General features: G+C 73.7%; 20 protein-coding genes and 2 pseudogenes. 9 read left to right on the top strand and 13 right to left on the bottom strand.

Going from position 1 to position 23,006, the window contains the following annotated elements; genetic code table 11:
- The 3 genes and pseudogenes from ABD946_RS12100 to ABD946_RS12090 all read right to left on the bottom strand — a co-directional run.
- Window positions 1-327 (bottom strand): annotated as a pseudogene (locus ABD946_RS12100) (DUF7617 domain-containing protein); the annotation flags it as partial.
- 257 nt (window positions 328-584) lie between these two features.
- Window positions 585-1,088, bottom strand: coding sequence for a hypothetical protein (locus tag ABD946_RS12095; protein ID WP_345282829.1), 504 nt, complete (start codon window positions 1,086-1,088; stop codon window positions 585-587).
- 11 nt (window positions 1,089-1,099) lie between these two features.
- Window positions 1,100-1,786, bottom strand: coding sequence for a hypothetical protein (locus tag ABD946_RS12090; RefSeq protein WP_345282827.1), 687 nt, complete (start codon window positions 1,784-1,786; stop codon window positions 1,100-1,102).
- Between the two features lie 301 nt (window positions 1,787-2,087).
- On the opposite strand from ABD946_RS12090, the gene ABD946_RS12085 reads away from it, so the two are divergent.
- Window positions 2,088-2,303, top strand: a complete 216-nt coding sequence (locus ABD946_RS12085; protein WP_345282825.1) for a hypothetical protein — start codon at window positions 2,088-2,090, stop codon at window positions 2,301-2,303.
- On the opposite strand, the gene ABD946_RS12080 is transcribed toward ABD946_RS12085, so the two are convergent.
- Window positions 2,294-3,448: an RNA polymerase sigma factor gene (locus ABD946_RS12080; protein ID WP_345282833.1), complete on the bottom strand. Its 1,155-nt coding sequence runs from the start codon at window positions 3,446-3,448 to the stop codon at window positions 2,294-2,296. The genes ABD946_RS12085 and ABD946_RS12080 overlap by 10 nt on opposite strands.
- An 8-nt stretch (window positions 3,449-3,456) precedes the next feature.
- Window positions 3,457-3,888: a YciI family protein gene (locus ABD946_RS12075; RefSeq protein ID WP_345282823.1), complete on the bottom strand. Its 432-nt coding sequence runs from the start codon at window positions 3,886-3,888 to the stop codon at window positions 3,457-3,459.
- 203 nt (window positions 3,889-4,091) lie between these two features.
- Here ABD946_RS12075 and ABD946_RS12070 point away from each other — a divergent pair.
- The 4 genes and pseudogenes from ABD946_RS12070 (at window position 4,092) to ABD946_RS12055 (ending at window position 9,209) form a co-directional block, all read left to right on the top strand.
- Window positions 4,092-5,738, top strand: a pseudogene (locus tag ABD946_RS12070) (glycoside hydrolase family 13 protein).
- Between the two features lie 95 nt (window positions 5,739-5,833).
- A complete protein-coding gene (locus ABD946_RS12065; RefSeq protein WP_345282821.1) occupies window positions 5,834-7,396 on the top strand; it encodes a circularly permuted type 2 ATP-grasp protein in 1,563 nt (520 codons plus the stop codon).
- The gene (locus ABD946_RS12060) at window positions 7,393-8,361 is read left to right on the top strand and encodes an alpha-E domain-containing protein (RefSeq protein WP_345282819.1); all 969 of its coding nucleotides are present in this window, start codon (window positions 7,393-7,395) and stop codon (window positions 8,359-8,361) included. The genes ABD946_RS12065 and ABD946_RS12060 overlap by 4 nt, the downstream gene beginning before the upstream one ends.
- Before the next feature lie 5 nt (window positions 8,362-8,366).
- Window positions 8,367-9,209: a transglutaminase family protein gene (locus tag ABD946_RS12055; RefSeq protein WP_345282818.1), complete on the top strand. Its 843-nt coding sequence runs from the start codon at window positions 8,367-8,369 to the stop codon at window positions 9,207-9,209.
- 88 nt (window positions 9,210-9,297) lie between these two features.
- Here ABD946_RS12055 and ABD946_RS12050 read toward each other — a convergent pair whose 3' ends face one another.
- From ABD946_RS12050 to ABD946_RS12040, 3 genes are all read right to left on the bottom strand, one after another.
- Window positions 9,298-10,518 carry an alpha/beta hydrolase family protein gene (locus ABD946_RS12050; protein WP_345282816.1) on the bottom strand — a complete coding sequence of 407 codons (1,221 nt, stop codon included), beginning with the start codon at window positions 10,516-10,518 and terminating at the stop codon, window positions 9,298-9,300.
- Between the two features lie 602 nt (window positions 10,519-11,120).
- The gene (locus ABD946_RS12045) at window positions 11,121-11,744 is read right to left on the bottom strand and encodes an alpha/beta fold hydrolase (RefSeq protein ID WP_345282814.1); all 624 of its coding nucleotides are present in this window, start codon (window positions 11,742-11,744) and stop codon (window positions 11,121-11,123) included.
- 45 nt (window positions 11,745-11,789) lie between these two features.
- Window positions 11,790-12,146: an alpha/beta hydrolase family protein gene (locus ABD946_RS12040; RefSeq protein WP_345282831.1), complete on the bottom strand. Its 357-nt coding sequence runs from the start codon at window positions 12,144-12,146 to the stop codon at window positions 11,790-11,792.
- Between the two features lie 1,508 nt (window positions 12,147-13,654).
- Here ABD946_RS12040 and ABD946_RS12035 point away from each other — a divergent pair.
- Complete coding sequence (locus ABD946_RS12035; RefSeq protein WP_345282812.1) at window positions 13,655-14,146, top strand: GNAT family N-acetyltransferase; 492 nt, start codon at window positions 13,655-13,657, stop codon at window positions 14,144-14,146.
- A gap of 17 nt (window positions 14,147-14,163) precedes the next feature.
- Here the strand turns inward: ABD946_RS12035 and ABD946_RS12030 are convergent, their stop codons facing one another.
- The 3 genes from ABD946_RS12030 to ABD946_RS12020 form a co-directional block, all read right to left on the bottom strand.
- On the bottom strand, window positions 14,164-15,453 hold the full coding sequence (locus ABD946_RS12030; protein WP_345282810.1) for a M23 family metallopeptidase: 1,290 nt from the start codon (window positions 15,451-15,453) through the stop codon (window positions 14,164-14,166).
- A gap of 15 nt (window positions 15,454-15,468) precedes the next feature.
- The gene (gene dacB, locus ABD946_RS12025) at window positions 15,469-17,040 is read right to left on the bottom strand and encodes a D-alanyl-D-alanine carboxypeptidase/D-alanyl-D-alanine endopeptidase (RefSeq protein ID WP_345282808.1); all 1,572 of its coding nucleotides are present in this window, start codon (window positions 17,038-17,040) and stop codon (window positions 15,469-15,471) included.
- Between the two features lie 144 nt (window positions 17,041-17,184).
- Window positions 17,185-17,988, bottom strand: a complete 804-nt coding sequence (locus ABD946_RS12020) for an exodeoxyribonuclease III (RefSeq protein WP_345282806.1) — start codon at window positions 17,986-17,988, stop codon at window positions 17,185-17,187.
- A 255-nt stretch (window positions 17,989-18,243) separates the two neighbouring features.
- Here ABD946_RS12020 and ABD946_RS12015 point away from each other — a divergent pair, with 255 nt between their 5' ends.
- Window positions 18,244-19,035 carry a GntR family transcriptional regulator gene (locus tag ABD946_RS12015; protein WP_345282804.1) on the top strand — a complete coding sequence of 264 codons (792 nt, stop codon included), beginning with the start codon at window positions 18,244-18,246 and terminating at the stop codon, window positions 19,033-19,035.
- Between the two features lie 355 nt (window positions 19,036-19,390).
- On the opposite strand, the gene ABD946_RS12010 is transcribed toward ABD946_RS12015, so the two are convergent.
- The gene (locus ABD946_RS12010) at window positions 19,391-20,539 is read right to left on the bottom strand and encodes an ROK family protein (protein ID WP_345282802.1); all 1,149 of its coding nucleotides are present in this window, start codon (window positions 20,537-20,539) and stop codon (window positions 19,391-19,393) included.
- 357 nt (window positions 20,540-20,896) lie between these two features.
- Complete coding sequence (locus tag ABD946_RS12005; RefSeq protein ID WP_345282800.1) at window positions 20,897-21,565, bottom strand: class I SAM-dependent methyltransferase; 669 nt, start codon at window positions 21,563-21,565, stop codon at window positions 20,897-20,899.
- A 273-nt stretch (window positions 21,566-21,838) separates the two neighbouring features.
- Between ABD946_RS12005 and ABD946_RS12000 the strand changes: the two genes are divergently transcribed.
- Window positions 21,839-22,270 (top strand): GNAT family N-acetyltransferase, encoded by a 432-nt coding sequence (locus tag ABD946_RS12000; protein WP_345282798.1) that lies wholly within the window; start codon window positions 21,839-21,841, stop codon window positions 22,268-22,270.
- 235 nt (window positions 22,271-22,505) lie between these two features.
- Complete coding sequence (locus tag ABD946_RS11995) at window positions 22,506-22,817, top strand: hypothetical protein (protein ID WP_345282796.1); 312 nt, start codon at window positions 22,506-22,508, stop codon at window positions 22,815-22,817.
- The last annotated feature ends 189 nt before the right edge of the window (window positions 22,818-23,006 follow it).

Raw genomic sequence — 23,006 nt, 5'->3', positions numbered from 1 at the left:
GTACGTCTGGGTGGTGCCCGGTCCCGTCCCGCCGCCCGTGATCGGGTCGGTGAGGGTGACGGGCGCGGCGGCCGGGGAGTCGACCGCGTTGCGGTAGGAGACGGCCCAGTCCACGGTGTCGCCGTGCTCGGCGGTGGTGGCGCCGGGGTGGGTGACGTCGCGGACCGACTTGGTCAGGGTGGACGGCGAGGCGGTGGCGCTCTCGACGGCCGTGGCGGTGGTGGTGGACGGTGCGACTCCGACCAGCAGCGCGGCGGTCAGGGACGCGGCGGTGGTGGTGGCGCGGAGGAGGTGGCTGGTTCGGGAAGCGAAGAGCGTTCTCAGCATGGATTCCCCACCTGGGTCGGTGGGCACCCGGCACGGCGCCGGAGCCCTCCCGGGGGCGACCCTAGGGGAGCGGTGCGCGGGCGAAGGAGCGATGAACGGAAGATATGGTGATCGGAAGGAATTCGGACACGAAGCACAACCGGTCGGCTGACGAATCGTCAGGAATAGTGACCGGAACGGTCGTTCGTGGCCCTGGGGTCACGACGAGCGCCCCGGCCGGGGCCGGGGCGCTCGTGGGTCGTGCGGTGGTGGCGCCGTCAGCCGCCGGTGGGCGGTGGTTTGGCCACGCTCAGGGACCAGCGGACGCCGGCCGGTGCGTCGACCTTGACGGCCGCCTCCGGGCGGGCGTTGCGCAGCCCGATCTGGTTGTAGGTGGTGCTCGACTCATGGGCGACGCACTCCAGCGGGAAGCCCAGGCCGGTGGGTTCGAGGGTGACCGTGAGGGTGCCGGCACCCTGGCAGACCACCATTACCGAGACCGGGCCAGGGGTCAGGCCGCCGCTGATGGGCAGGGTGTGACTGCCCGTCCGGTCGGACACGCTCGCGAGCATGGTCTCGTCCGGGACCTTCGGGGCCTCGGTGACCGCCTGCGACGCCACGCGCTCCAGCCGCTCGCCGGGCCGTGCGGACGCCGAGGCCTTCGCCTCGGCCGCCGACCCGGCCGGTGCCGTGCGGTCCGGCCCGCCGCAGGCCCCCACGCCCGCGACCAGCAGCAGGGTCGCGGCGAGGGTGGCCAGTGCGGTGCGTCGCTCAGCGGTCACCGGGGACCGGCTCAGGCGGTCTCCCACACGTACCAGCCGACGTTCTGCGGGGTGTAGGCGACGACGGTCTTCTTGGGCGAGGTCGAGCAGTTGCTGTAGATGGTGTAGCTGGTGCCCGTGGTCTTCAGGCGCCAGACGCCGTAGCGGGCGTGGGTGGTGCGGCGCGGCGGGGTCTCGGCCCAGGTGGTGTTGCCGAGCTTGGCGGTGAGCTTCGCGGAGAGGTCGACGCCGTACTTGCCCTCGACGTTGGCGAGCAGCGCGTTGGCGCTGACCTTGAGCTCGCCGGAGACGGACATCCCGACCTCGCCGGATGCCTCGGCGCTGAACACCGACTTGATGGTGCGGGAGGTGCCGTTGTAGTTGGCCTGGTCGACGCCGACGCCGCGCATGACCTTGCCGTTGTTGGCGGTGGTGTTGTAGTAGCCGTGGGCCGGGCCGCAGTAGTCCGCACCCGGGACGTTGTTCGGGCCCTTGCCCGGAGCCGGCTCGACGGACGGGTCGGTGACCTCCACCAGGTCGCCCTCGGTCTCGGTGACCGGCGGCTCGACCGGGATCTCGGTGCCCGCGTCCTCGACGGCGGCCACGCCGGACGGAGCCGCGGGCAGACCGGCGGAGGCGAAGGCCGGCGCGGTGATGCCGGTGGCCATCAGAACGGTGAACGCGGAGACCACGAGAGCCTTCTTGACCTGCACACTCATTTGAAACCTCTTCACATCTGTGCCGCCCCCCGGCGGCTGATGTGAAGAAGTTATGGCCGGTCTTCATCTGCTGTACAGCCTCAAGTTGATCTTCTGAGCAAGACTTGAGCTTGATCGACTCCGATACCCGGACATGCCCGGCTATGTCGGCCGGGTTTCCTGAGCATCCCCTGAGGAAGTCCTGGGGGAGCGCTGTGACACCAGGCCAACTTGGCAGCTTCTGGGGAGATTTGGGCGAGAGGGAGCGGTCTGCCGCAAATCCGCTGGACCGGCCCGACACCCCGCGGTGAGACTGGCGCCGATGAGCACCCACCCGCCGTACACGGGCATGGACCCGCGCCACTTCGGAACGCTCCTCGGCCCCGAGCACCTGGAACCCCTGCTCGCCGAGCCGGCCCTGCCCGACCCCGGCGGCACCGTGCTCGACCTGCTGCGCGATGCCGCCTCCGAGGGGGCCGGCCGGCCGTGGCCGAACCGCACGCCGGGCCGGCGGGCCCGGCTGGACGGCTACTGCTGAAGGCCCGGACGGGAGTTGAGGCGGGCGGCCTGGCGGAAGAGGTGGTCGCGTTCGGCCGGGCTGGCGGCGTGGCGGGCGGCCTCGGCGTAGAGGCGGGCGGCGGTGGCGAGGTCGCCGTCGCGTTCGTGGAGGTGGGCCGAGACGGCGGTGTGACGGGGGACGGAGGGGGCCACCTCCGCGAGGGCCGCCAGGCCGGCGCGCGGGCCGTCGGCCTCGCCGACGGCGACGGCGCGGTTGAGGCGGACCACCGGGCTGTCCGTCAGCCGCGCCAACTCGTCGTACCACTCCACGATCTGGACCCAGTCGGTCTCCGCGGCGGAGGGCGCGTCCGCGTGCAGCGCGGCGATCGCGGCCTGCGCCTGGTACTCACCGAGGCGGTCCCGGGCCAGTGCGGACTGGAGCACCGCCACCCCCTCCGCGATGGCGGCGGTGTCCCAGCGGCCGCGGTCCTGCTCCGCCAGGGGGACCAGGGCGCCGTCCGGATCGGTCCGGGCCGCGCGCCGGGCGTGGTGCAGGAGCATCAGGGCGAGCAGGCCGGCCACCTCGGGGTGGTCGACGGCCGCCGCCAACTGCCGGGTCAGCCGGATGGCTTCGGCCGCCAGGTCGAGGTCGCCGCCGTAGCCCTCGTTGAAGACCAGGTAGAGCACCCGCAGCACGGTGGCCACGTCCCCGGGCCGGTCGAGGCGGACCGTCGAGACGGTGCGCTTGGCCCGGCTGATCCGCTGCGCCATGGTGGCCTCGGGCACCAGGTACGCCTGGGCGATCTGACGCGTGGTCAGCCCGCCGACCGCCCGCAGGGTGAGCGCGACGGCCGAGGAGGGGGTCAACGACGGGTGCGCGCACAGGAAGTAGAGCCGCAGCGTGTCGTCCGCTTCCGGCACCGGACCGGGCTCGGGTTCCTCGTGCACCAGCTCCTCGCGGCGGCGCCGGGCGCTCTCGGCCCGGGCGCCGTCGAGGAACTTCCGCCAGGCGACCGTGACCAGCCACCCCTTGGGGTCACGCGGTGCCCCGGCCTCCGGCCAGGTCCGGAAGGCCTCCACCAGCGCCTCCTGCACCGCGTCCTCGGCGGAGGCGAAGTCGGCACCCCGGCGGACGAGGGCCGCCAGCACGCCCGGGGTCAGGGTGCGCAGCAGCACCTCGTCCACCGGCGGGGTCACCCCGCCGACCCGTGGCAGTCCAGGTCGGCGTCGACGGGCGGCATCGACAGGAACGGGCGCAGCTCCAGCCACTCGTGGATCGGCTTGCCGTCCTTGCCGGGCGCGGCCGACAGCTCGCCGGCCAGCTCCACCGCCCGCTCGTAGGTGTCCACGTCGATCACCATCCACCCGGCGATCAGGTCCTTGGTCTCGGCGAAGGGCCCGTCCGTGACCGGCGGCCGCCCCTCCCCGTCGTAGCGGACCCAGGTCCCCTCCGGTGCGAGCGCCTGCCCGTCGACGTACTCGCCGGTCTGCTCCAGCTTGGCGGCGAAGTCGCGCATGTACTGGACGTGGGCGGTGATCTCCTGCGGCGTCCAGTGCTCCATCGCCACGTCGTTGGCCGGCGCCGGGGCGCCGCGGTAGTGCTTCAGCAGCAGGTACTTGGCCATGATCGTCTCTCCTCCGTGCGGTGCGGCGGGGCCCATTCTGGCCGCGCTCACCCCTGGGACGGAGCCGGACACGGCTTCTCGACATCCCCGGCGGACTTCTTTTCCCGGAAGTTCTTGCGGAGGCCTCCGGCGGGCCCGGAGTCTGGGAGGAGGCACGCCGTCGCCCGGCGCGTCGTCCGGACCCGACAGGAGGTCGGCACCGAATGACCGGTCACGAGGCCCGCCCGTGGTGGCGGGACGCCGTCATCTACCAGATCTACCCGCGCAGCTTCGCCGACGGGAACGGGGACGGCGTCGGCGACCTCGCCGGCATCAGGCGCCGCCTCTCCCACCTGGTCGAGCTCGGGGTGGACGCGCTCTGGACCTCCCCCTGGTACGTCTCCCCGATGGCCGACGGCGGCTACGACGTGGCCGACCACCGCGACGTGGACCCGCTGTTCGGCACGCTGGCGGAGGCCGAGGCCCTGATCGAGGAGGTGCACCGGGCCGGTCTGCGGATCGTCGTCGACCTGGTGCCCAACCACGTCTCCAGCCAACACCCCTGGTTCGGCGCGGCGTTGGCCGCCGGTCCCGGCTCGCCGGAGCGCGAGCGCTTCCACTTCCGGGCCGGCCGGGGCACCCACGGCGAGCTGCCCCCGAACGACTGGACCTCCTACTTCGGCGGCCCCGCCTGGCACCGCGTCGACGGACCGGACGGCACCGAAGGCGAGTGGTACCTGCACCTCTTCGCCCCGGAGCAGCCCGACCTCAACTGGGAACACCCGGACGTGCGGGCCGACTTCGAGCACACCCTGCGCTTCTGGCTCGACCGCGGCGTCGACGGATTCCGGATCGACGTCACCGACGCGCTGGTCAAGGAGGCCGGCCTCCCCGACCGGGCCGACCACCGCCCCGGCACCCCGCTGCCCTGGGCCGACCAGCCCGGGGTGCACGAGATCTACCGCTCCTGGCGCCGCCTGACCGACTCCTACCCGGGAGAGCGGATGTTCGTCGGCGAGCTGTGGAGCCCCGACCCGGAGCGCTTCGCCCGCTACCTGCGGGCGGACGAACTGCACACCGCCTTCAACTTCCCCTTTCTCAGGGCCCCTTGGGACGCCGACGCACTGCGCGAGGTGATCGACAGCACCCTGGCCGCGCACGCGCCGGTCGGCGCGCCCGCCACCTGGGTGCTCTCCAACCACGACACCACCCGGCACGTCACCCGCTACGGCCGCCGCGACACCGCCTTCGCCTTCGACGGCGGGACGCGCCACGCCAGCCCCGTCGACCTGGGCCAGGGCACCCGCCGGGCCCGGGCGGCCGCCCTGCTCTCGCTCGCCCTGCCCGGCAGCGCCTACGTCTACCAGGGTGAGGAGCTCGGCCTCTGGGAAGTGGAGGACCTGCCCGCCGCCGTCCGCCAGGACCCGACGCTCCATCAGTCCGGGGAGACCGACCCGGGCCGCGACGGCTGCCGCGTCCCCCTCCCGTGGTCGGGCTCCGTCCCGCCGTTCGCCTTCAGCCCGCCCGGCGCCGCGCGGGAGCCCTGGCTGCCCCAGCCCGGTGCGTGGAAGGACTTCACCGCCGCCGCCCAGAGCGGTGACCCGTCCTCGACGCTGGAGCTCTACCGCAACGCCCTGCGCCTGCGCCGCGCCGAACCCGGCCTCGGCGAGGGCCCCCTCAGCTGGCTCCCCACCGCTCCCGGCGTGCTCGCCTTCACCCGCCCGGGAGGGTTCACCTGCGTGGTCAACCTATAGGTGGGCACCGTCGCGCTGCCCACCCACGAGGCCGTCCTGCTTGCCAGTTCGCCGCTCGACGGCGCCTCGCTCCCGACCGATACCGCCGTCTGGCTCCGCGCGGGCGCCCGGAGCTGACGAGGTGACAGCTGGAGTGCGCCGAAAGCGGGGCGAGGTGACATAGGGAGGGCGTCCGCAGCACGAGCGAAACAAACCGGCCATACCGTTTTGCTATGGCCGACATTTTCGACTCGTACACGACAGCGGGAGCGTGGGACGAGATGTTCGAGCGACCCGGGGTGGTGCGACCGGCCTACCAGGCCGTCCTCGCCGCCCTGAGCCCGCTGGACTCCCTCGAACTGCGGTACCGCACCGACCAGATGGCCCGGGCCTTCACCGACCGGGGCGTCACCTACGCCTACGGGGGCGAGGAACGCCCCTTCCCGCTCGACCTGGTGCCGCGTCTGCTCGACGCGGTCGAGTGGGACCGGCTGAGCCGCGGGGTCAGGCAGCGGGTGCTCGCACTGGAGGCCTTCCTCGCCGACGCCTACGGCGCGCAGCGCGTCTTCGCCGACGGTGTGGTGCCCTACCGGCTGCTCTACTCCTCACCGCACTTCCACCGCGCCGCGCACGGCATCGAGCCCGCGAACGGGGTCCGCATCCACGTCTCCGGGATCGACCTGGTCCGCGACGAGGAGGGCCGGTTCCGGGTGCTGGAGGACAACGTCCGCGTGCCGTCCGGCGTGTCGTACGTGATCGAGAACCGCCGGGTGATGACCCGGACCTTCCCGGCCCTCTTCGCGGAGCAGTCCGTCCGCCCGGTGGACGAGTACCCGCAGCGCCTCCTGGGCGCGCTGAGAGCCGGCGCCCCCGAGGGCGTGACCGATCCGGTCGTGGTCGTGCTCACCCCGGGGGTGGCCAACGCGGCCTACTTCGAACACGCCCTGCTGGCCCGGCTGATGGGCGTCCAGCTGGTCGAGGGCCGCGACCTGGTCTGCTCCGGCAACCGGGTCCGGATGCGCACCACCCGGGGCGAGAGCCCGGTCCACGTGATCTACCGCCGGCTGGACGACGACTTCCTGGACCCGCTGCACTTCCGGCCGGACTCGCTGATCGGCGTCCCCGGCCTGCTGGCCGCCGCGCACGCGGGGAACGTCACCCTCGCCAACGCCGTGGGCAACGGCATCGCCGACGACAAGCTGCTCTACACCTACGTCCCCGACCTGATCCGCTACTACCTGGGAGAGGAGCCGCTGCTCCCGAACGTGGAGACCATCCGCCCGGAGGAGCCGGGCCGGCTGGAGGAGGTGCTGGACCAACTGGACCGGCTGGTGCTCAAGCCCGTGGACGGCGCGGGCGGCCAGGGCATCGTGATCGGCCCCCGGGCGGACCGGAGCACGCTGGAGCGCCTGGCCGGTCAGGTGAGGGCGTGCCCGCGCAGCTGGATCGCCCAGCGCCCCGTCGCGCTCTCCACCTCGCCGACCCTGAGCCGCGACGGCGACGGCCGGGACCGCCTCGCCCCGCGCCACATCGACCTGCGGCCGTTCGCCGTCCACGACGGCGACGACGTCTGGCTGCTCCCCGGCGGCCTGACCAGAGTGGCCCTGGGGGAGGGCAACCTGATCGTCAACTCCAGCCAGGGCGGCGGCTCCAAGGACACCTGGGTGCTGGCGACCGGCACTCCGCCCGGCCCGGTGGAGGAGGAACGGCCGAGCCCCGTGAACGAAGTGGTCCCGCGTCAGTCCGGCCCCGGCGGCACGCCCGGCGGCCCGCCCCAGGAGGAGGAACAGCAGTGATCACCACCGACACCATGCTCTCCCGGATCGCCGAGTCGCTGTTCTGGCTCGGCCGCTACGTGGAACGGGCCGACGACACCGCACGCATACTGGACGCCTATCTGCACCGGCTGCTGGACGACCCGTGGAGCGGGGAGGACGCGGCCTGCCGCTCGCTGCACGCCATCCTCGGCGTGTCGGCCCCGCCCGAGCGGCAGTGCGACACGGACTCGGTGCTGGCCCGGCTGGCCTTCGACGCGACCGGCCCCGACTCCATCGAGGGTGCGCTCGGGGCGGCCCGCGAGAACGCCCTGACCGCCCGGGACGTGGTCTCCACCGAGATGTGGGAGACCCTCAACTCCACCTGGCACCAGCTCGACGAGCACCGCCGCGCCGCCCGCCGCACCGGCCCCGACGCCTACCTCGGCCTGGTCCGCCGCCGGGCCGCGCTGTTCTTCGGACTCGCCGACTCCACCATGAGCCGGGACGACGGCTGGCGCTTCGTCATCCTCGGGCGGAGCCTGGAGCGGGTCGACATGACCGCCCGGCTGCTCGCCGTCCGGGGGTTGGCGGGGGTCCACGCCCCGGACTGGGCCACGCTGCTGAGCGCCAGCGGGGCCGAGGAGGCCTTCGTCCGCTCCCGCGGGGCCGGCAGCGATCCGGCCGAGGTGGCGTCCTTCCTGCTGCTGGACCGGGGCTTCCCGCGCTCCGTCCTGCACGCGCTGAGCGCCGCCGAGGAGTGCCTCGCCGACCTCGGCGGCGGCACGCCCTCCTGGCAGCCGCCCGAGCCCGCGCGGCTGGCGGTGGGCCGGATGCGCACCAGGCTGGAGTACCTGTCCGCCTCCGAACTCGACCGGCTGCCGGCCCTGTTGAAGGAGCTGCAGCTCGCCTGCGGCGAGGCCACCCGGGCCGTGGCCGAACGCTACTTCCCCTGCGACGGCCCGATCGAGTGGTCCCACCACGCCGTGACGCGCGAGGGGGTGTGAGCGCGGTGGCCAGCCGACTGCGGATCCGCCACGAGACCCGGGTGGGATACCCGAGCCCGGCCGGCTCCTCGTACAACGAGCTGCGGATGAGCCCGCTCACGCTGCCCACCCAGACCGTCCTGGACGCACGGGTGGAGGTGACCCCGAGCGCCGAACTGTGGACCTACCGGGACTACTGGGGCACCCGGGTCACGGTGTTCGACCTGGCCGACTCGCACACCAGCCTGGTGCTGACCGCGACCAGCCTGGTCGAGACCGCGCCGCCGGCCGCGCTGACCGCGCCGCTCGGCCGGGCCGAGATCGTCGCACGGTCGGCCGACAGCCGGCTGACCGAGTACCTCGCCGGCACGCCGCGCACCACCGTGGGGCCGGAGCTCGCGGCGCTGGCCGCCGGGGCCGCCGAGGGCCTGGACGCCCACGAGGCCGCGGCGGCGCTGACCGACCTGGTCAGGGAGCGGGTCTCCTACACCCAGGGGACCACTGGGGTGCACAGCGGAGCACAGGACGCCTGGGACCAACGGGCGGGCGTCTGCCAGGACTTCGCCCATCTGACCGCCGCGCTGCTCCGCGCCGCCGGCATCCCGGCCCGGTACGTCTCCGGCTACCTGCACCCCTCGGCGGACGCCGGGTCCGACCGGCCGGTGGCCGGTGAGAGCCACGCCTGGGTCGAGTACTGGTCGGGCGAGTGGACCGGCCACGACCCGACCAACGGGACCCGCCCCGGCGAGTCGCACGTCATCGTCGCGCGCGGGCGGGAGTACGGCGACGTGCCGCCGCACAAAGGCGTCTACCGCGGAGCGCCGGGCGAAGTGCCGCGCGTGCGCGTGGAGTTCACCCGCCTCGCCTGAGAGCTGCACGCGGTGCACGGATGCTCGGGGGCGGTTCCCGTCACGGTGGGACCCACCCCCGAGCCCGGTACCGGAGGCTGACGGCTCCTCAGGCGGTCACGCCGAGGGTGTCGTCGAGCCAGTCGTAGACGCGGGCCTGGGTGAGCCGCATGGCGCCGGGGTGGCAGTGGGCTCCGGCGCCCTCCTCGGTGGTGAAGCGGATCAGCGTCTTCGGGCAGGTGAGGTGGTCGAAGAGCAGCTCGGGCTGGCCCTGGAAGAACATGTCCTCCTCGGCGTCGCAGACCAGGGTCGGGCACTGGATCCGTTCGGCGATGCCGCCCGCGAGGGTGTGGTCGAGGTAGGAGGCGTTGAAGGCCCGGGGCGTGTCGGCGCCCATCACGTACATGCCGTGGTTGATCGCCCAGCGGGCGATCGGGTCCTGGGCCATGATCCGTTCCATGGCGGCGTCGAGTTCGGGGGCCGAGGGTGCGCGCAGCAGCCGCTCCGCCTCCTCGCGGGTGCCGGGGATGTTGCGCACCGCGGTCAGGCCCAGGTCGTAGAGGCCGTCGACGGCGACCAGCGCGGCCAGGCGGTGCTCGAAGGCGGCGGCCCTGGGGGCGAGGATCCCGCCCATGCTGATCCCGAGCAGCGCGATCCTGTCGTTGTCCACGTCCGGGAGGGTCTCGGCGAAGTCCACGACGGGGGTTATCACCTGCTCCCAGTCGGGCCGGAAGACCAGGCCCTGGTGGTGGCGCGGGCCGGGCATGCCGGGGCCGTCGAAGACCAGCACGGTGTAGCCGCGCTCGACGCCGGCCATCGCCCCGAAGAAGTGCATCTCCTCCGCGGTGCCGTCGAATCCGTTGTGCATGATCAGCGTCGGTCGCGGGGTGCCAGAGTCGTCGACGCGGTACAGGTAGCCGGGCAGCGTGGTGCCCTCGTACGGGATCTCGACGGGCTCGATGACCGGGGTGAACAGGGCCGCCGCCGCCCGGAAGCACTCCACGCTCCGGTCGTAGGCGTGGTCGTGCCGCGGGTCGCACGGGTTCCCGTGCAGGAAGAACTCGGCCGACCGGTAGTAGTTCGACGCCCGCAGGAACCCGTCCCGGGCGCTCACCCGGTGGCCGGCGGCCAGCGCCTTCTCCGCCTCGCCCGACACCCGGTCGGCGGTCGCCGTCCACTCCGTGTACCAGCTGGCGTAGTCGCCCTCGACGATGCGCTCGCCGGTGGCGACCACCTCGCCGAAGTCGGCTCCGCCGTAAGCGATGTGACTCATCGACCGCAGGGTCTCGTACCAGAACTGGATGTTGTCCGGGAACAGCAGCTGCTTCATCGCCCACACTCTCCTCGACCGCGCCAAGCACTGATCTGTGCTTACGGGGAGGACTGTAGCCCCCCGGGGGAGACTAAGCAAACATCTGTGCTTACGATGTGGGGGTGACTTCCGAACCAGCCGATCCGCACGCGTCCGCAAGAGCCCCGAACAGGTCCGCGCCGCGTCCACCAAGCGGTCATCGACCTGCTCTGCGACCCGGCGGGCGAGGACCTCAACATCCCCGCGATCGCCCAGCGCGCGGGCGTCAACCACACCAGCCTCTACCCGGCGTTGGGGCAGCCTCGACGCGCTGCTGGCCGACGTGGTCACCAGCCGCTCGAACGCGACTCACCGCTCACCGACACCGGTTCCTGCGCGGCGACCTCCTCGCCTGGGCCGAGGCCAGCGCCGCGAGCATCCCGCACGGCGGAGGGGCGCGCCCTGGTGCGAGCCGTCATCCTCTCCATGCCGGGCGGTGTCCGAGCACAGGCGCCGGACGAGCGCACCCAGCACTTCCGCCGCCGGATGCACTCCATCGAACAGATCCGGCAGCGCGCCACCGCCCGGGGCGAGCACGCCGCCGCCGCTGAGCAGATCCTCGACCAGCTGATCGCCCCGTTCTACCCTCCCGGCGATCTTCGGGATCGAGCTCCGCCACCGGCTACCCGGAACTCCTGGTCGACCGCTTGCTCGGGAGCCCGGCGCCCGGCTGACCCGCGGTGGGCCTCCCACGGGCGCGGCGCCGGGCTGGGCCGGGCTGGCCGTGTCCGGGGCCGCTTCCGCGGTGCGGCCCGGACGTCCGTCAGGTGCCGACGGGCTGGCGCCGCCCGCAGCCACTCGGTGATGAGCAGGTTGGTCTCGGCCGGCCGCTCCTGCTGGATCCAGTGGCCGCAGTCGAGGCTGACCACCTCGACGTCGGGCACGAACGCGGCCAGGTTCTCGGACCGCCTGTAGCGGTGTCGCCGGTCGCCGTAGATCATGAGCGCGGGCCGGCGGACGATCGGGTCCACGTCCCGCCAGCAGCCGCCAGTTGCGGTCGAGGTTCCGTACCAGTTGACGCTGCGTGAACCCGTCGACTCGAAGGCGGCCACCAGGACCGCCAGTTCGGCGTCGCTCATCACGGCTCGCCGCGCGGGGCCTCCGCCCGGGCGAGCTCGATCAGCGCCATGCCGGGCCCGGCTGCGCCGGGGCTCGTCCTTGCGGTAGAGGTTGCGCAGGAAGCGGGCGGTGTTCCGGTCGAACACGGCGTCCGCGACGCCGGCTGCCGGTTGAAGTGGACGAAGTAGAAGTCAGCGCCGAGCACCTCCTCCATGGCCTCGATCCAGGGCTTCGCGCACGCGCTCCTGGTAGGGCAGGCTGAGGTTGACGACCCGGTTCACCCGGTCCGGGTGCAGCAGGGCCAGCCCCCAGACGACCATGGCGCCCCAGTCGTGGCGACGAAGGCGGCGTCCCGGTACCCGTAGTGGTCGAGCAGGGCGACCAGTCGCCGTCAGGTGCGCGAGGTCGTAGGCCGTCACCTCGGCCGGACGGGACGAGTTCCCGTAGCCCCGTTGGTTCGGACGATGACGTGGTGGCCCGCCGCGACCAGGGCGGGTATCTGGTGACGCCAGGAGAAGGCGTGCTTCGGGCCATCCGTGGCAGAGCACGACGGGGCTTCCCGCGTTCTGGCGGCCCGCTTCGAAGACCTCCACTCGACACCGTGACCTGGGACAGGGGGGTTCGGGGAATCGGCCGGATCGAACATCGCGGTGGTCTCCTTCTGTGTCGGTTCGGATGGCCGCCCCCGGGCAGGCCCGGCTGACGGCTGACCGGCTGACCGCTGACCGCTGACCGGCTGACCGGCGTCAGGCCGCGGTGCGGACGCCGCTGGAGGCGTGCCGCATCGTGCCGAGGGAAACCGGTCACCTGCCCGTGACCGGTTTCCCTGGAAGTCTTGGCGACGTGCGAACCGACCGCTGGTGGCGTCCTCCTGATAGCTCCCAGCGGCGCGGCCGGGTGACGGCGGCGGAGGTCGCCCGCGAACTCGAGGTGTCCGAGCGCACCGCCCGCGCGACCTCGACGCCCTCGCGATGGCCGGGGTCCCCGTGTACTCCCTGCAGGGCCGGGGCGGCGGCTGGCGTCTGGTCGGCGGCGCCCGCGACCGACCTGTCCGGTCTGACGGCGTGTGAGGCCCGGGGCGCTGTTCCTGGTGGCCGGCCCGGCCTCGGGCGCAGCACCGGCCGTGAAGGCGGCGCTGCGCAAGCTCGTCCACGCCCTGCCCGAGCGTTCCGGTCGCAGGCCGAGGCAGCGGCGGCCGCACGGGTCACCGACCGCTCGGCTGGGGATCGAGGTGGCCGAGCCCCGCCGCCCCGGCACCATCAGACGTGCTCCAGGACGCGGTGTATCCGGGCGTCCAGGTGCGGCTGGGCTACCTCGACGGCCGCAGGGCGCCGCACCGAGCGACCGTCACGTCCGCTGGGCTCGTCGCCAAGGCCCCGTCGTGGTACTGGTGGCCGGCACCCGAGGCCGGCCGGCGGACCTTCCCGGATCGACCGGGTGTCCTCCGCCGAGCGACCGGAGACCCGGTACACCGGCCAGATGGCTTCGACCTCGCCGCGAGCTGCGGGAGATCACCGACGAGGTCGACCGCCGCCGGCTGCCGCTGGAGGCCCGGCGCTGTGCCCGCCCGACGCGATCGGCCTGCTCCGGATGGCCTTCGGCACCCGCTGGAGGTCGGGCCCCGCAGGCCGACGGACAGGTCCGTGTGGCGGTCCGCGGCTACGACGAGCAAACGCTCGCCGGTGAACTCGCCGGACTGGTCGCACTGGTTGGAGGTGAACCGACCCACGGGTCTACGGGACCACAGCTCGCCATCGGCACCGCACTGGTCGAACGCTACCGCTGACACCCGTCGCTGGGCCCGGCTGGCTTTCACACTCCGGCCCAGCCCGCCCGCCCGGATCGACGAACTCGCGGACGGCGAGCGGCGGCGATCGTCGGCGCCGGCCTCCCAGGACCGGACCGTCCTCGTGGACGAACGCTTCCGCGCCGGGCCCGGCCGACCGGGACGGGCCGCACCGCCGCCTCGAACTGGCGCGGCAGCGGCACGGTCCACCACTGCACCGCTCTCGAAATGCGCTGGCCAGGACCCTCGCGCCCGGACGAGGATGGCGCCATGACGTCCTGGATCCTGACCCCCGAAGCCTTCGACTCGGCGAGCGCGAGCAGCCTGCGCCGCGACTACTACGACGAGGTCGCGAGCCGGTACTGGAAGCGGCCGGCGACGCCCGAGGAGGTCGACCGGAGCCTGGCCGGGGGCGGGGTCGAGCTGCTCGCCCCGCCCACCGGCCAGTTCGTGGTCGGGCGCTACGGCGGAGAGGCCGCGGCGTGCGGCGGGATCCTGATGCTGGACGCCGAGCGGGCCGAGCTCACCCGGGTCTACGTGCGCCCGGCCTTCCGCGGGAAGGGCGGTGCGGGCCTCCTGCTGGAGCAGCTGGAGGAGGAGGCCCGCTCGCTCGGCGCCCGTCGGACGGTCCTCAACACGCGCCTCGACCTGGTCGAGGCGCGCGCGCTGTACGTCCGCCACGGCTATGCCGAGATCCCGGCGTACTGCACGGGGCCGTACATGGAGATCTGGTACGGCAAGGATCTCGGGCCGGGCCGCTGACGGCCCGGCAGGTCGCCTCAGAACCGCAGCACCTCGCGGTCCAGCGGGTACTCCGCCCGGTGCGGGCCCTCGTACGGGGACGGCGTGATCGGCAGGACGCCGGTCGGCTGGATGCCCAGGTTGTCGTCCCAGAGCCGGGGTTCGACCTGCCCCAGGACGTGGAACTCCCGGAAGGTGAACGGCGGGCTGTCGGTCGGGAAGAACTCGGGCGTGGTCATCACCTGGAAGTGCAGGTGCGGGGTGGTGGAGTTGCCGCTGTTGCCGATCAGGCCGAGCTCCTGGCCGGGCTCGACGCAGTCGCCCTCCCGGACCCGGAGCGAGCCGGGCCGCAGGTGGCCGTAGAGCAGGAAACGGCCGGGGGCGACCTCCACGGTGACGTGGTTGCCGGTGGTGTCCTGGATCGGCGGGACGGGCGGCGTGATCGGCGGCGTGTTGTCCGGGACGCCGTCCTGGACCTCCACCACCCGGCCGCCGGCCGCGGCCAGCACCGGCTGACGGTAGCTCAGGTAGCTGTCGAGCAGCGTGGGGTCACCCGCCCAGGTCTCACCCTGCTCACCGACCCGGTACCAGTCGATCGCGAACCGCTGCGGCACGAAGAAGCGGCCGTTGATCGGGGCGAAGCCGCGCCTGTGGTGGGTGTTGCCGCAGCACGACTCGCTGGCGAACCAGGCGCCCGGGGCGACCGGTGCGGCGAGGTCCAGGGGGGCGGTGCGGCCGAGCGGGGTGGCCTGCACCGTCTCCTCGAACGGGGCCTCGCCGGAGGGGCCGAGGATGGTGCCCGCGAAGTGGTGCTCGACCACCTCGGGCACGGGCTGCCCGCCGTCCAGGACGAAGTCGAGCCAGATGACCCACTGTTGGGAGCCCTGGAGGACGGTCGGCTCCGGCGGGGGCGGCGCCGGGGTGTACGCATCGGCACCCGGAAGCGGGTCGCCGACGGGGTTGGCGGCCGCGGCCAGGTCCTCGCCGCTCAGTGACCCGATCACCCGGTGCGTGCGCGCGTCCTGGACGTCGACCCGGTCCAGCCGCACCTGCGCGCGGCTGGACAGCGCGTTGGTGGCGAGCAGTTCGTAGGAGAGGCGCGTCCGCCCGTCGGTGGCCTCGAAGGGTGTGGGCTCGGTCATCACGGACGCCGTCAGCGGGGTGAACCGCGTGTCGGGCGGCAGGGCCTTCGGGGCGGCTCCGGCCACCGGGGCGGCCGCCGCCAGCAGGACGGCCGCGGCGAGGGAGGCGGTGCCGAGTCCGCGGCGGCGCGGGGTACGGCCGGCCCGGCCGGCCGCGGTGGTGAGGGCGGGAGTGGGTGCTGTCATGGTGCTGCTCCGTTCTCAGCGGGCGGCCTGCTCCTGGAGCAGGGCCGCGATCCTGGTGACGTCCGCGACGGTCTCGATCAGGCCCTCGATGTCCGGCGCGGAGGCCCCGTTGACGCCCACGAAGAAGGTGTGCAGGCACCCGTCACGGGTCTCCAGGAAGCCGCCGAGGGTCTGCGCCCCGATCGCGAGCCGCTGGTTCACGCCGTCTTCGCCGGCCACCGTCCCGGGCTTGGCGAACACCTTCCCCTTGGCGGCGCAGTCCGGGCAGAACGGCGCGAGGCTGCCGTCCACGCCGAGGACCGGCAGGGCGTACCGGAAGCGTTCGGCGTCGGGGGTGGCGAGCCAGTGCGCGAGGACCTGGTTGACCGCGCGCGGGGTGACCCGGTCGACCGGGTTGCCGCCGCGGCCGTCCAGCAGCTGCACCTGGGTGGGGTCGACGCCGGCCTGCTCCAGGAAGGACCGCAGCACCGGGAAGCCGTCGTCGCAGGCGTGACCGCCGGCCGTCACCGCCATCAGGCAGATCGCGAGGTTGGCGCCGAGGTTGTGACTGACCTTCAGGACCAGCCGGGCGTACTCGGCGTAGACCGGGGAGACGTACGCCGCGACCTGCGGCGCCCCGGCGTAGTCGGCGGGCAGCGTGCCGGCCGGGTTGGGCCCGGTCGGCGGGGCGGTCACGGTGACCCCGGCGCGGGCGAGGGCCTCGATCAGGGCGGTGCGGCCGAAGGCGTTCGGGTCCTGGACGGAGGAGACCCGCAGCACCGGTGCGGAGTCGGCGGCCACCGTGCCGGAGAGGGTGATCCGGGTGCCGTCGGGCGAGGCGGTGACCTGGACGTCGGTCGGGCCGCCGGGGGCGACCGTCCGCACGGTCGACGTCACCTGGTACGGCGCGACCTGCGGCCGCCACATCAGCTCGGCCGGCCGGCCCGGCTGGGTGGGCGTGCTCAGCAGGTCGATCAGGTTGTCGTTGACGATCAGGGGAGTGGGGGCCGGGTCGAGGTTGGACCCGGCGGTGAACAGGCGCGGGTCGACCACCACGTCGCCGCGGACCTCGGTGATGCCCGACTCCCGTACCTGAGCCGCGATCAGGTCGAGCCCGGCCAGCGGGTCCTCGGGGGTGAGGGTGGCTCCGGGGAGGTCGTTGGCGTAGGTGTGGTCGATGTCGGTGAAGTCGACCGAGCCGTCCGGCTCGGTGCGCCCGCCCATCGTCAGGTCGCCCTGCGCGACCAGGGCGAGGGCGCCGTCGAGCACCGAACCCTCGCGGGTGCCGAGCGCGTGCACCGGAGTGGTGAAGCGGTGCTCGGTGCCCAGGGCGTGCCAGGCGCCCGAGACGCTGAACAGCTTGGTCACCGAACCGGGGACGAAGAACTGGTCCGGCGTCAGCGCGTGGACGGTCTCCCCGCTGACCGGGTCCATCTCCAGCAGGCCCCACTGGCCGTGCCGGTAGGCGGGCTTGTCCATCACGGCGTTGATCTCCGGGCCCAGCGAGCCCCGGGGGTCCTGCGGCGCGGCGGCGGTCAGGGTGGCGGCCGCCAGCAGCGCGGCCCCCACCCTCAGCCGGACCAGCGCCCGACGGCTCTTCGGTCCCATGCGGTGCACCTCACGGCGAGTCGGCAGAGCCCGTCCGAACGGGCCCGTTCCGCTCGCACCCTAGGCAGCCACCGCCCCCGGAATCCCCGCAGGTGGGGCCCCGACCCGCCGGAGCCCCACCGATCGGCCCAGCCGGGCCGGTGCTCAGGCGAGCTCGTAGACCACGGTCACCGGGGCGTGGTCGGACCAGCGCTCGGGGTGGGTGGCGGCGCGCTCGACCACGGCGGAGGTGGCGCCGGCGGCGAGGCCCGGGGTGGCCATCTGGTAGTCGATGCGCCAGCCGGAGTCGTTGTCGAAGGCGCGGCCGCGGTAGGACCACCAGGTGTAGGGGCCGGGCTGGTCGGGGTGGAGGGTGCGGACGACGTCCACGTAGCCGGCCTCGGTGAGGACGCGGGTGAGCCAGGCGCGCTCCTCGGGGAGGAAGCCGGCGCTCTTCTGGTTGGCCTTCCAGTTCTTGAGGTCGATCTCCTGGTGGGCGATGTTCCAGTCGCCGCAGACCACGACCTCGCGGCCCTCGGCCTCGGCGCGCTTGCGCAGGTCGGTGAGGTGGACGAGGAACTCCGCCATGAAGCGTTCCTTCTCGTCCTGCCGTTCGGTGCCGACTTCGCCGGAGGGGAGGTAGAGGCTGGCCACCGTGACGCCGGGGAGGTCGATTTCGGCATACCTGCCCGAATTGTCGAATTCGGCCGAGCCGAAGCCGATCGCGGTACGGGTCGGCTCCTGCCGCGAGAGGACGGCCACGCCGGCCCGGCCCTTGGCCGCGGCGGGGGCCCAGACCGCGTGCCAGCCGTCCAACTCGCGCAGCTCGACCGGGAGTTGGCCGTGCTCGGAGCGGACCTCCTGGAAGCAGATCACATCCGCCCGGGTGGCGGTGAGCCACTCCAGCAGGCCCTTCTTGGCGGCGGCCCGAATGCCGTTCACGTTCGCGGTAGTCACAACAAGAGTCACCGGGGAAGGGTATCCGGCCGGTCGGGTGGCCGGTGGAAGGCGGTGCGGTGACGGCTGCGCGTCGTGAACGCGATGTGAAGTCTTGTCCGGCGAAGGTCAAGGAAGCGCATTGGTCTTGACCATCTCGGCGGGCAAGCCCTACTGTCACTTACTGCAAAGACCTTTAATAAAGAAGGACGGATAAAGCCCGCCCCTCCCACCTGCCAGAACGTCGGGCGCGGGGCAGGCCCGGCGACCTTCAGGGCGGAGGACACGGTGGGGCAGAACCAGCTCGCGGCAGTACCGGAGCCGAAGTACTGGCACCTGCGCACGGTCCTGGTGCGCACCATCGACGCGGAGTTCTCCACCGGTCAGGTGCTGCCCAACGAGCGGGAGCTCGCCGCCCGCTTCGGCGTGGCCCGGGCCACCCTGCGCCAGGCGCTCGACCAGCTGGAGCTGGAGGGCCGGCTGGTCCGCCGCCGTGGCATCGGCACCCTGATCGCCGCCCCGCGGGTCGGTGTCCCGGTCAGCCGCCGCGAGGAGGGCTGGCCCGGGGTGAGCCGCAGTCAGGCCTGGCGCGAGGTCGGCTGCGAGAGCGCCCCCGCCACGCCGCAGCTCGCCCTGTCGCTCGGGGTCGAGCCCGGGAGCCTGGTGCACACCGTCCGCCGGATCCGTCTGGTCCAGGGCCAGGCCATGGCCACCGAGTCCCTGCACGTGCCGGACGCCGCACTGCGCGCGCTGCCCCGGGTGGTCGGCGGTGCCGCCCAGTCCGAGGCGGATCCGGCGCGGCTGGTGCTCCGTCAGCTGGAGCGCCTGGTGATCGACGGCGAGTCCCGCGCGGTCGAGCTCGGCGTGGCCGAGGCCGAGGAGGCCGGACTGCTGCAGCGCCCGCCGGGCACCCCGGTCCTGGTGGTCACCACCCAGTACGCCGCGGCCGGCCGCCTCGCCGCCCTCTCGGTCGCCACCTACCGGGCCGACACCTGCAAGCTCACCTTCGGCGAGACCGGCCTGGTCGAGGTCACCCCGGTCGAGAACAAGCAGCCGGTCGGCGCGGCCGCCGCTTCCTGACGGCCCTTCCGACCGCCCTTGTGACCGCCCCTTCTGACCGCCCGGAGGGCGGTCAGGGGCGCGGGGAACTGCGCGGGACGGAGGAACGAGACCCGTGTGCCGGGTACGGACAGCCACGTGCAAGTGGAGCTCCGTACCCGGCACACGGGTCTCTGTCTTCCGATTTCGCGCAGTTCCCCGCGCCCCTGACGGCCCCTGCGGGGCCGCCGGGTCAGCGCGGGACGGAGGAACGAGACCCGTGTGCCGGGTACGGACAGCCACGTGCAAGTGGAGCTCCGTACCCGGCACATGGGTCTCTGTCTTCCGAATTCGCGCAGTTCCCCGCGCCCCTGACGGCCCCTGCGGGGCCGACGGGTCAGCGCGGGGAATCGACCGCGAAGAGCTGGTCCTCGACGTGGTCGAGGGCGACGCGGAGGGCGCCCATGGCGACGACCTCGGTGCCGAGGGCGGCCAGGGCGACGTCGGGGGCGCGGAGGCAGTAGAGGGCGAGCTGTTGGCGCAGGGGTTCCAACACGTCGTCAAGACCGGCCGCCCAGCCGCCGACCACCACGATCTCGGGGTCGAGGGCGAGGACCAGGGCCGCGACGTCGTGGACCAGGCGGCGCAGGAAGCGGTCCATCGCGACGAGGGCGACCTCGTCGCCCTCGCGGGCCAGCCGCAGCACCCGTGCCACCGCGGCCTCGTCCAGCGGGTCGAGCGGCTTGCCGGTGGTGGAGAGCAGGCGCTCCGGGGTGGCCTCCTGGCCGAGCAGGTGCAGTGCGCCGATCTCGCCGGCGGCGCCGCCGAAGCCGCGGTGCAGCCGCCCGTCGATCAGTGAGCCCGCGCCCGGGCTGAGGCCGGCCATCACGAAGACCAGGTCGCCCTTGCCGACCGCCGCGCCCTGCCAGTGCTCGGCGATGGCGGCCAGGTTGGCGTCGTTCTCGATCATCACCGGGCAGCGGAACGAGCGCCGCAGCCGGGCGCCGAGGTCCAGCCCGGTCCAACCGGGCATCGCGGTGCCGAGCTTGACGTTCCCTTCGCGGTCCACGATGCCGGGGGAGCCGACCGCGACCGCCCAGAGGCTGTCCCGGGAGACCCCGGCCTTGCGGAGCACCTCGGCCACGGTGGCCCGGACCAGGGTGAGCCGCTCCTCGGGTTCGAGGGTCTCGACGGCGGGCTTGGCGTGGCTGCCCAGCACGGTGCCGGTCAGGTCGGCCAGGATGACCCGGATGTCGTGGACGCCGATCTCGATGCCCAGGATGTGCCCGGCCTCCGCGCGGAAGCGGAACCAACGGGCGGGGCGGCCGCGCTGACGGCCCGTGTCCTGGGACTGCTCGACCTCGGCGACCAGCCCGGCCTCGATCAGCCCCTCGATCACGCCCTCCACCGTCGGCCGCGACAGTCCGGTGTCCCCGACCAGCTGGGTCAGGGTGACGGCCTGTCCGTCGCGCAGCGCCCGCAGGGTGACCGCGGCGTTGATCCGACGCAGCAGCGAGGAGTCCCCTCCGGTGAGCCGATCCGCCAAGTCGCTGCCCTTCCGCCGTCTCACGCGCGACTGCACCGGCACGCGTGAAGGAGTACGCGGGCGACACTGTCCGGGCCCCCACGGGTGGGCCCACCGGGCAGCGCGACACGGGGTACGGCGCCGGAGGGCGTGAGCCGGATGCTACTCGGAGCGACCTCGGCCCGCGAGCGTTTCCGCAGCTCATCACCGGTTCGGTATCGAAACGGTACGTAGGCCCCGTCGCCCGGCGGGGTCGGCCGGGCCCGAACGGCGGGCGCCGGAACGCGGCGGTGCGCGACGGTGCGCGGTCGCGGCCGCGCACGGACGTGACCGCGCACGGACGTGACGGGGCAGCGACGGGGGAGTGGTGGCGGGGCGTCAGCCGCCGAGGCGCCAGACCGTGGTGGTCTTCACCCGGCTGTCCTCGAGGTCGGCCGCCGTCGGCACCTGGTAGACCGCCACCTCGGTGAAGGCCCCGCGCGGCAGGTAGGCCCGCCCGGGGTCGCCGACCAGCACCAGCGCGCCGCGCTCCTGAGCCCGGGTCAGGAACGGCAGCACCCGCTCGGCCATCGCCCGCTCGTAGAACACGTCCCCGGCCAGCACCACCTCGGCCGGTCCGCCGTCCCCGCCGAGCAGGTCCGCCAGGACGGCGTCGAGCCGCACCCCGTTGGCCTCGGCGTTGAGCGCGATCGCGGCCACCGCGTACGCGTCGATCTCGGCCGCCGTCACCTCCGCCGCGCCGCGCAGCGCGGCCGCGACCGCGACCAGCCCTGAACCGGCCGCCAGGTCCAGCACCCGACGGCCCGCCACCACCTCCGGGTGGTCCAGTACGTAGCGGGCCACGGCCTGGCCGCCGGCCCACGCGAAACCCCAGAACGGCGGCGGCAGGTCGGCCTGGCCCTTGCTCTCCTCGGTGTGCTCCCAGAGCGAGATGGCCGAGGCGGCCTGGTGCAGCCGCACCTCCGGCACGAACGGCACCGGCGCCAGCTCGGTCTGCTCCCGCACGAACCCCCGCAGGGCCTGCTCGTCCACCGTGGCCACACCCATGCTCCGCGCCTTCCTCTCACCGGTGCCCGGATCCTACGCCGGGTCCGCCACCTCGCCGACCGGCCGCAGCAGGGCCCGGGGCGGTCGGGGGTGACCCAGACCCTACGGCATCTGACGGCCCGTCACGTGCGCGTCACGTGTCCGTCGTACAGCCGCAGCACAGCGGCAGCACGGAGGCAGCGCGGCTGCCGCGCGCACGAGGCGCACCGGGGCCGCAAGGGACCGTCCCACCAGCTGGAATTCGCTCGTCCGGGTGGGTCGGCGCTGCTAGACATGCCCGTCATGAGCGACCTACGACTGCGCCCCGCCGACCCCGACGAGATCCCCGCCCTGCTGGCCTTCTGGGCCAGGGCTGCGGAGGGCACCAGCATCACCGACGACCCCGAGGGGGTCGGACGCCTGATCGCCCGTGACCCGGAGGCGCTGATCGTCGCCGAACGGGACGGCGCGGTGGTCGGCACCGTGATCGCCGGCTACGACGGCTGGCGGTGTCACCTCTACCGGCTCGCGGTCGACCCGGAGCAGCGGCGGCAGGGCATCGCCGCCGCACTCCTGGCCGCGGTGGAGGAGCGGTTCGCCGCACTCGGCGGCCGGCGGGCCGACGCGATGGTGCTCGACCACAACGAGCTCGGGCAGCACGCCTGGCGGGCGGCCGGCTACGGTCCCGAGCCGGCCTGGACCCGCTGGGTGAAGCCGCTGGGCTGAGCGGCCCCCCGGATCTCCCCGCGGGTCGGTCACGGCGAGGGGGCGACGTCCGCTCCGCGCCGCTCGGGGTGCGGCGTCGTCGGACGGGGCGTCAGGGGTGCGGCGGCGCGGAGGCGTGGCGGACGTGCGCCCCTGGCGTGCGCTCGCACAGGCGGCGCAGCCCGACTGGTGGTAGTGGCCGGAGTACGTACGGTGAGATCAGGTACGAGTAGCCACACCCGCAGGAGTCCGGGACATGCGCATATCCACCCTCGCCGGGGCCGCCGCCCTGCTGGCCGTGAGCGCGCTGCCGCTCGCCGGCCCGGCCGCCGCCCGGACCGAGTCCGACCACAGCTCCACCGTCCCCGGTGGGACCCCGCCCCCGCTGACCACCCCGGCCCCGTCGGTCCCGTCCGGTCCGGCCGCGCCCCTGCCGCACGGCCCGGTGCGGGCGGGCAGCGGACCGGTGCCGGACAGCGGTCGCACGGTACTCGCGGTGGGCCTCGGCTCCGCCTCCGTGCTGGCTGCGGGCGGGGCCGTGGTGCTTAGGCGGCGTCAGAGCCGGTAGCGGTACCGGCCGAGACCGTCGCGTTAGGGCGGGTGGCGCGGTGTCGGACCGTCGTGCCACAGGAGCGGCGAGGGAGAAGGAGGGTCCCGGATGGCGACTGCCATGGGACGAGAGCGGCGGGAGGGCTGGCGCCGCCGGGCGCCGGGCGTGCTCGCGCTGGCCTCGGCGCTGTTGGCGCTGGGCGCCTGG

Origin of the sequence: Kitasatospora albolonga, from assembly GCF_039535905.1 — a bacterium.
Lineage (GTDB): Bacteria > Actinomycetota > Actinomycetes > Streptomycetales > Streptomycetaceae > Kitasatospora > Kitasatospora albolonga.
The sequence above is the reverse complement of the archived record's forward strand: the minus strand, read 5'-3'. Positions and strand labels throughout refer to the sequence as shown.

Bases quoted from the DNA above. Each gene is read 5' to 3' on its own strand.
- ABD946_RS12085 (WP_345282825.1), top strand. From the start codon at position 2,088: ATGAGCACCCACCCGCCGTACACGGGCATGGACCCGCGCCACTTCGGA.
- ABD946_RS12065 (WP_345282821.1), top strand. From the start codon at position 5,834: ATGGCCGACATTTTCGACTCGTACACGACAGCGGGAGCGTGGGACGAG.
- ABD946_RS12075 (WP_345282823.1), bottom strand. From the start codon at position 3,888: ATGGCCAAGTACCTGCTGCTGAAGCACTACCGCGGCGCCCCGGCGCCG.
- ABD946_RS12090 (WP_345282827.1), bottom strand. From the start codon at position 1,786: ATGAGTGTGCAGGTCAAGAAGGCTCTCGTGGTCTCCGCGTTCACCGTT.
- ABD946_RS12030 (WP_345282810.1), bottom strand. From the start codon at position 15,453: ATGACAGCACCCACTCCCGCCCTCACCACCGCGGCCGGCCGGGCCGGC.
- ABD946_RS12000 (WP_345282798.1), top strand. From the start codon at position 21,839: ATGCCCGTCATGAGCGACCTACGACTGCGCCCCGCCGACCCCGACGAG.
- ABD946_RS12005 (WP_345282800.1), bottom strand. From the start codon at position 21,565: ATGGGTGTGGCCACGGTGGACGAGCAGGCCCTGCGGGGGTTCGTGCGG.
- ABD946_RS12050 (WP_345282816.1), bottom strand. From the start codon at position 10,518: ATGAAGCAGCTGCTGTTCCCGGACAACATCCAGTTCTGGTACGAGACC.
- ABD946_RS12035 (WP_345282812.1), top strand. From the start codon at position 13,655: ATGACGTCCTGGATCCTGACCCCCGAAGCCTTCGACTCGGCGAGCGCG.
- dacB (WP_345282808.1), bottom strand. From the start codon at position 17,040: ATGGGACCGAAGAGCCGTCGGGCGCTGGTCCGGCTGAGGGTGGGGGCC.
- ABD946_RS11995 (WP_345282796.1), top strand. From the start codon at position 22,506: ATGCGCATATCCACCCTCGCCGGGGCCGCCGCCCTGCTGGCCGTGAGC.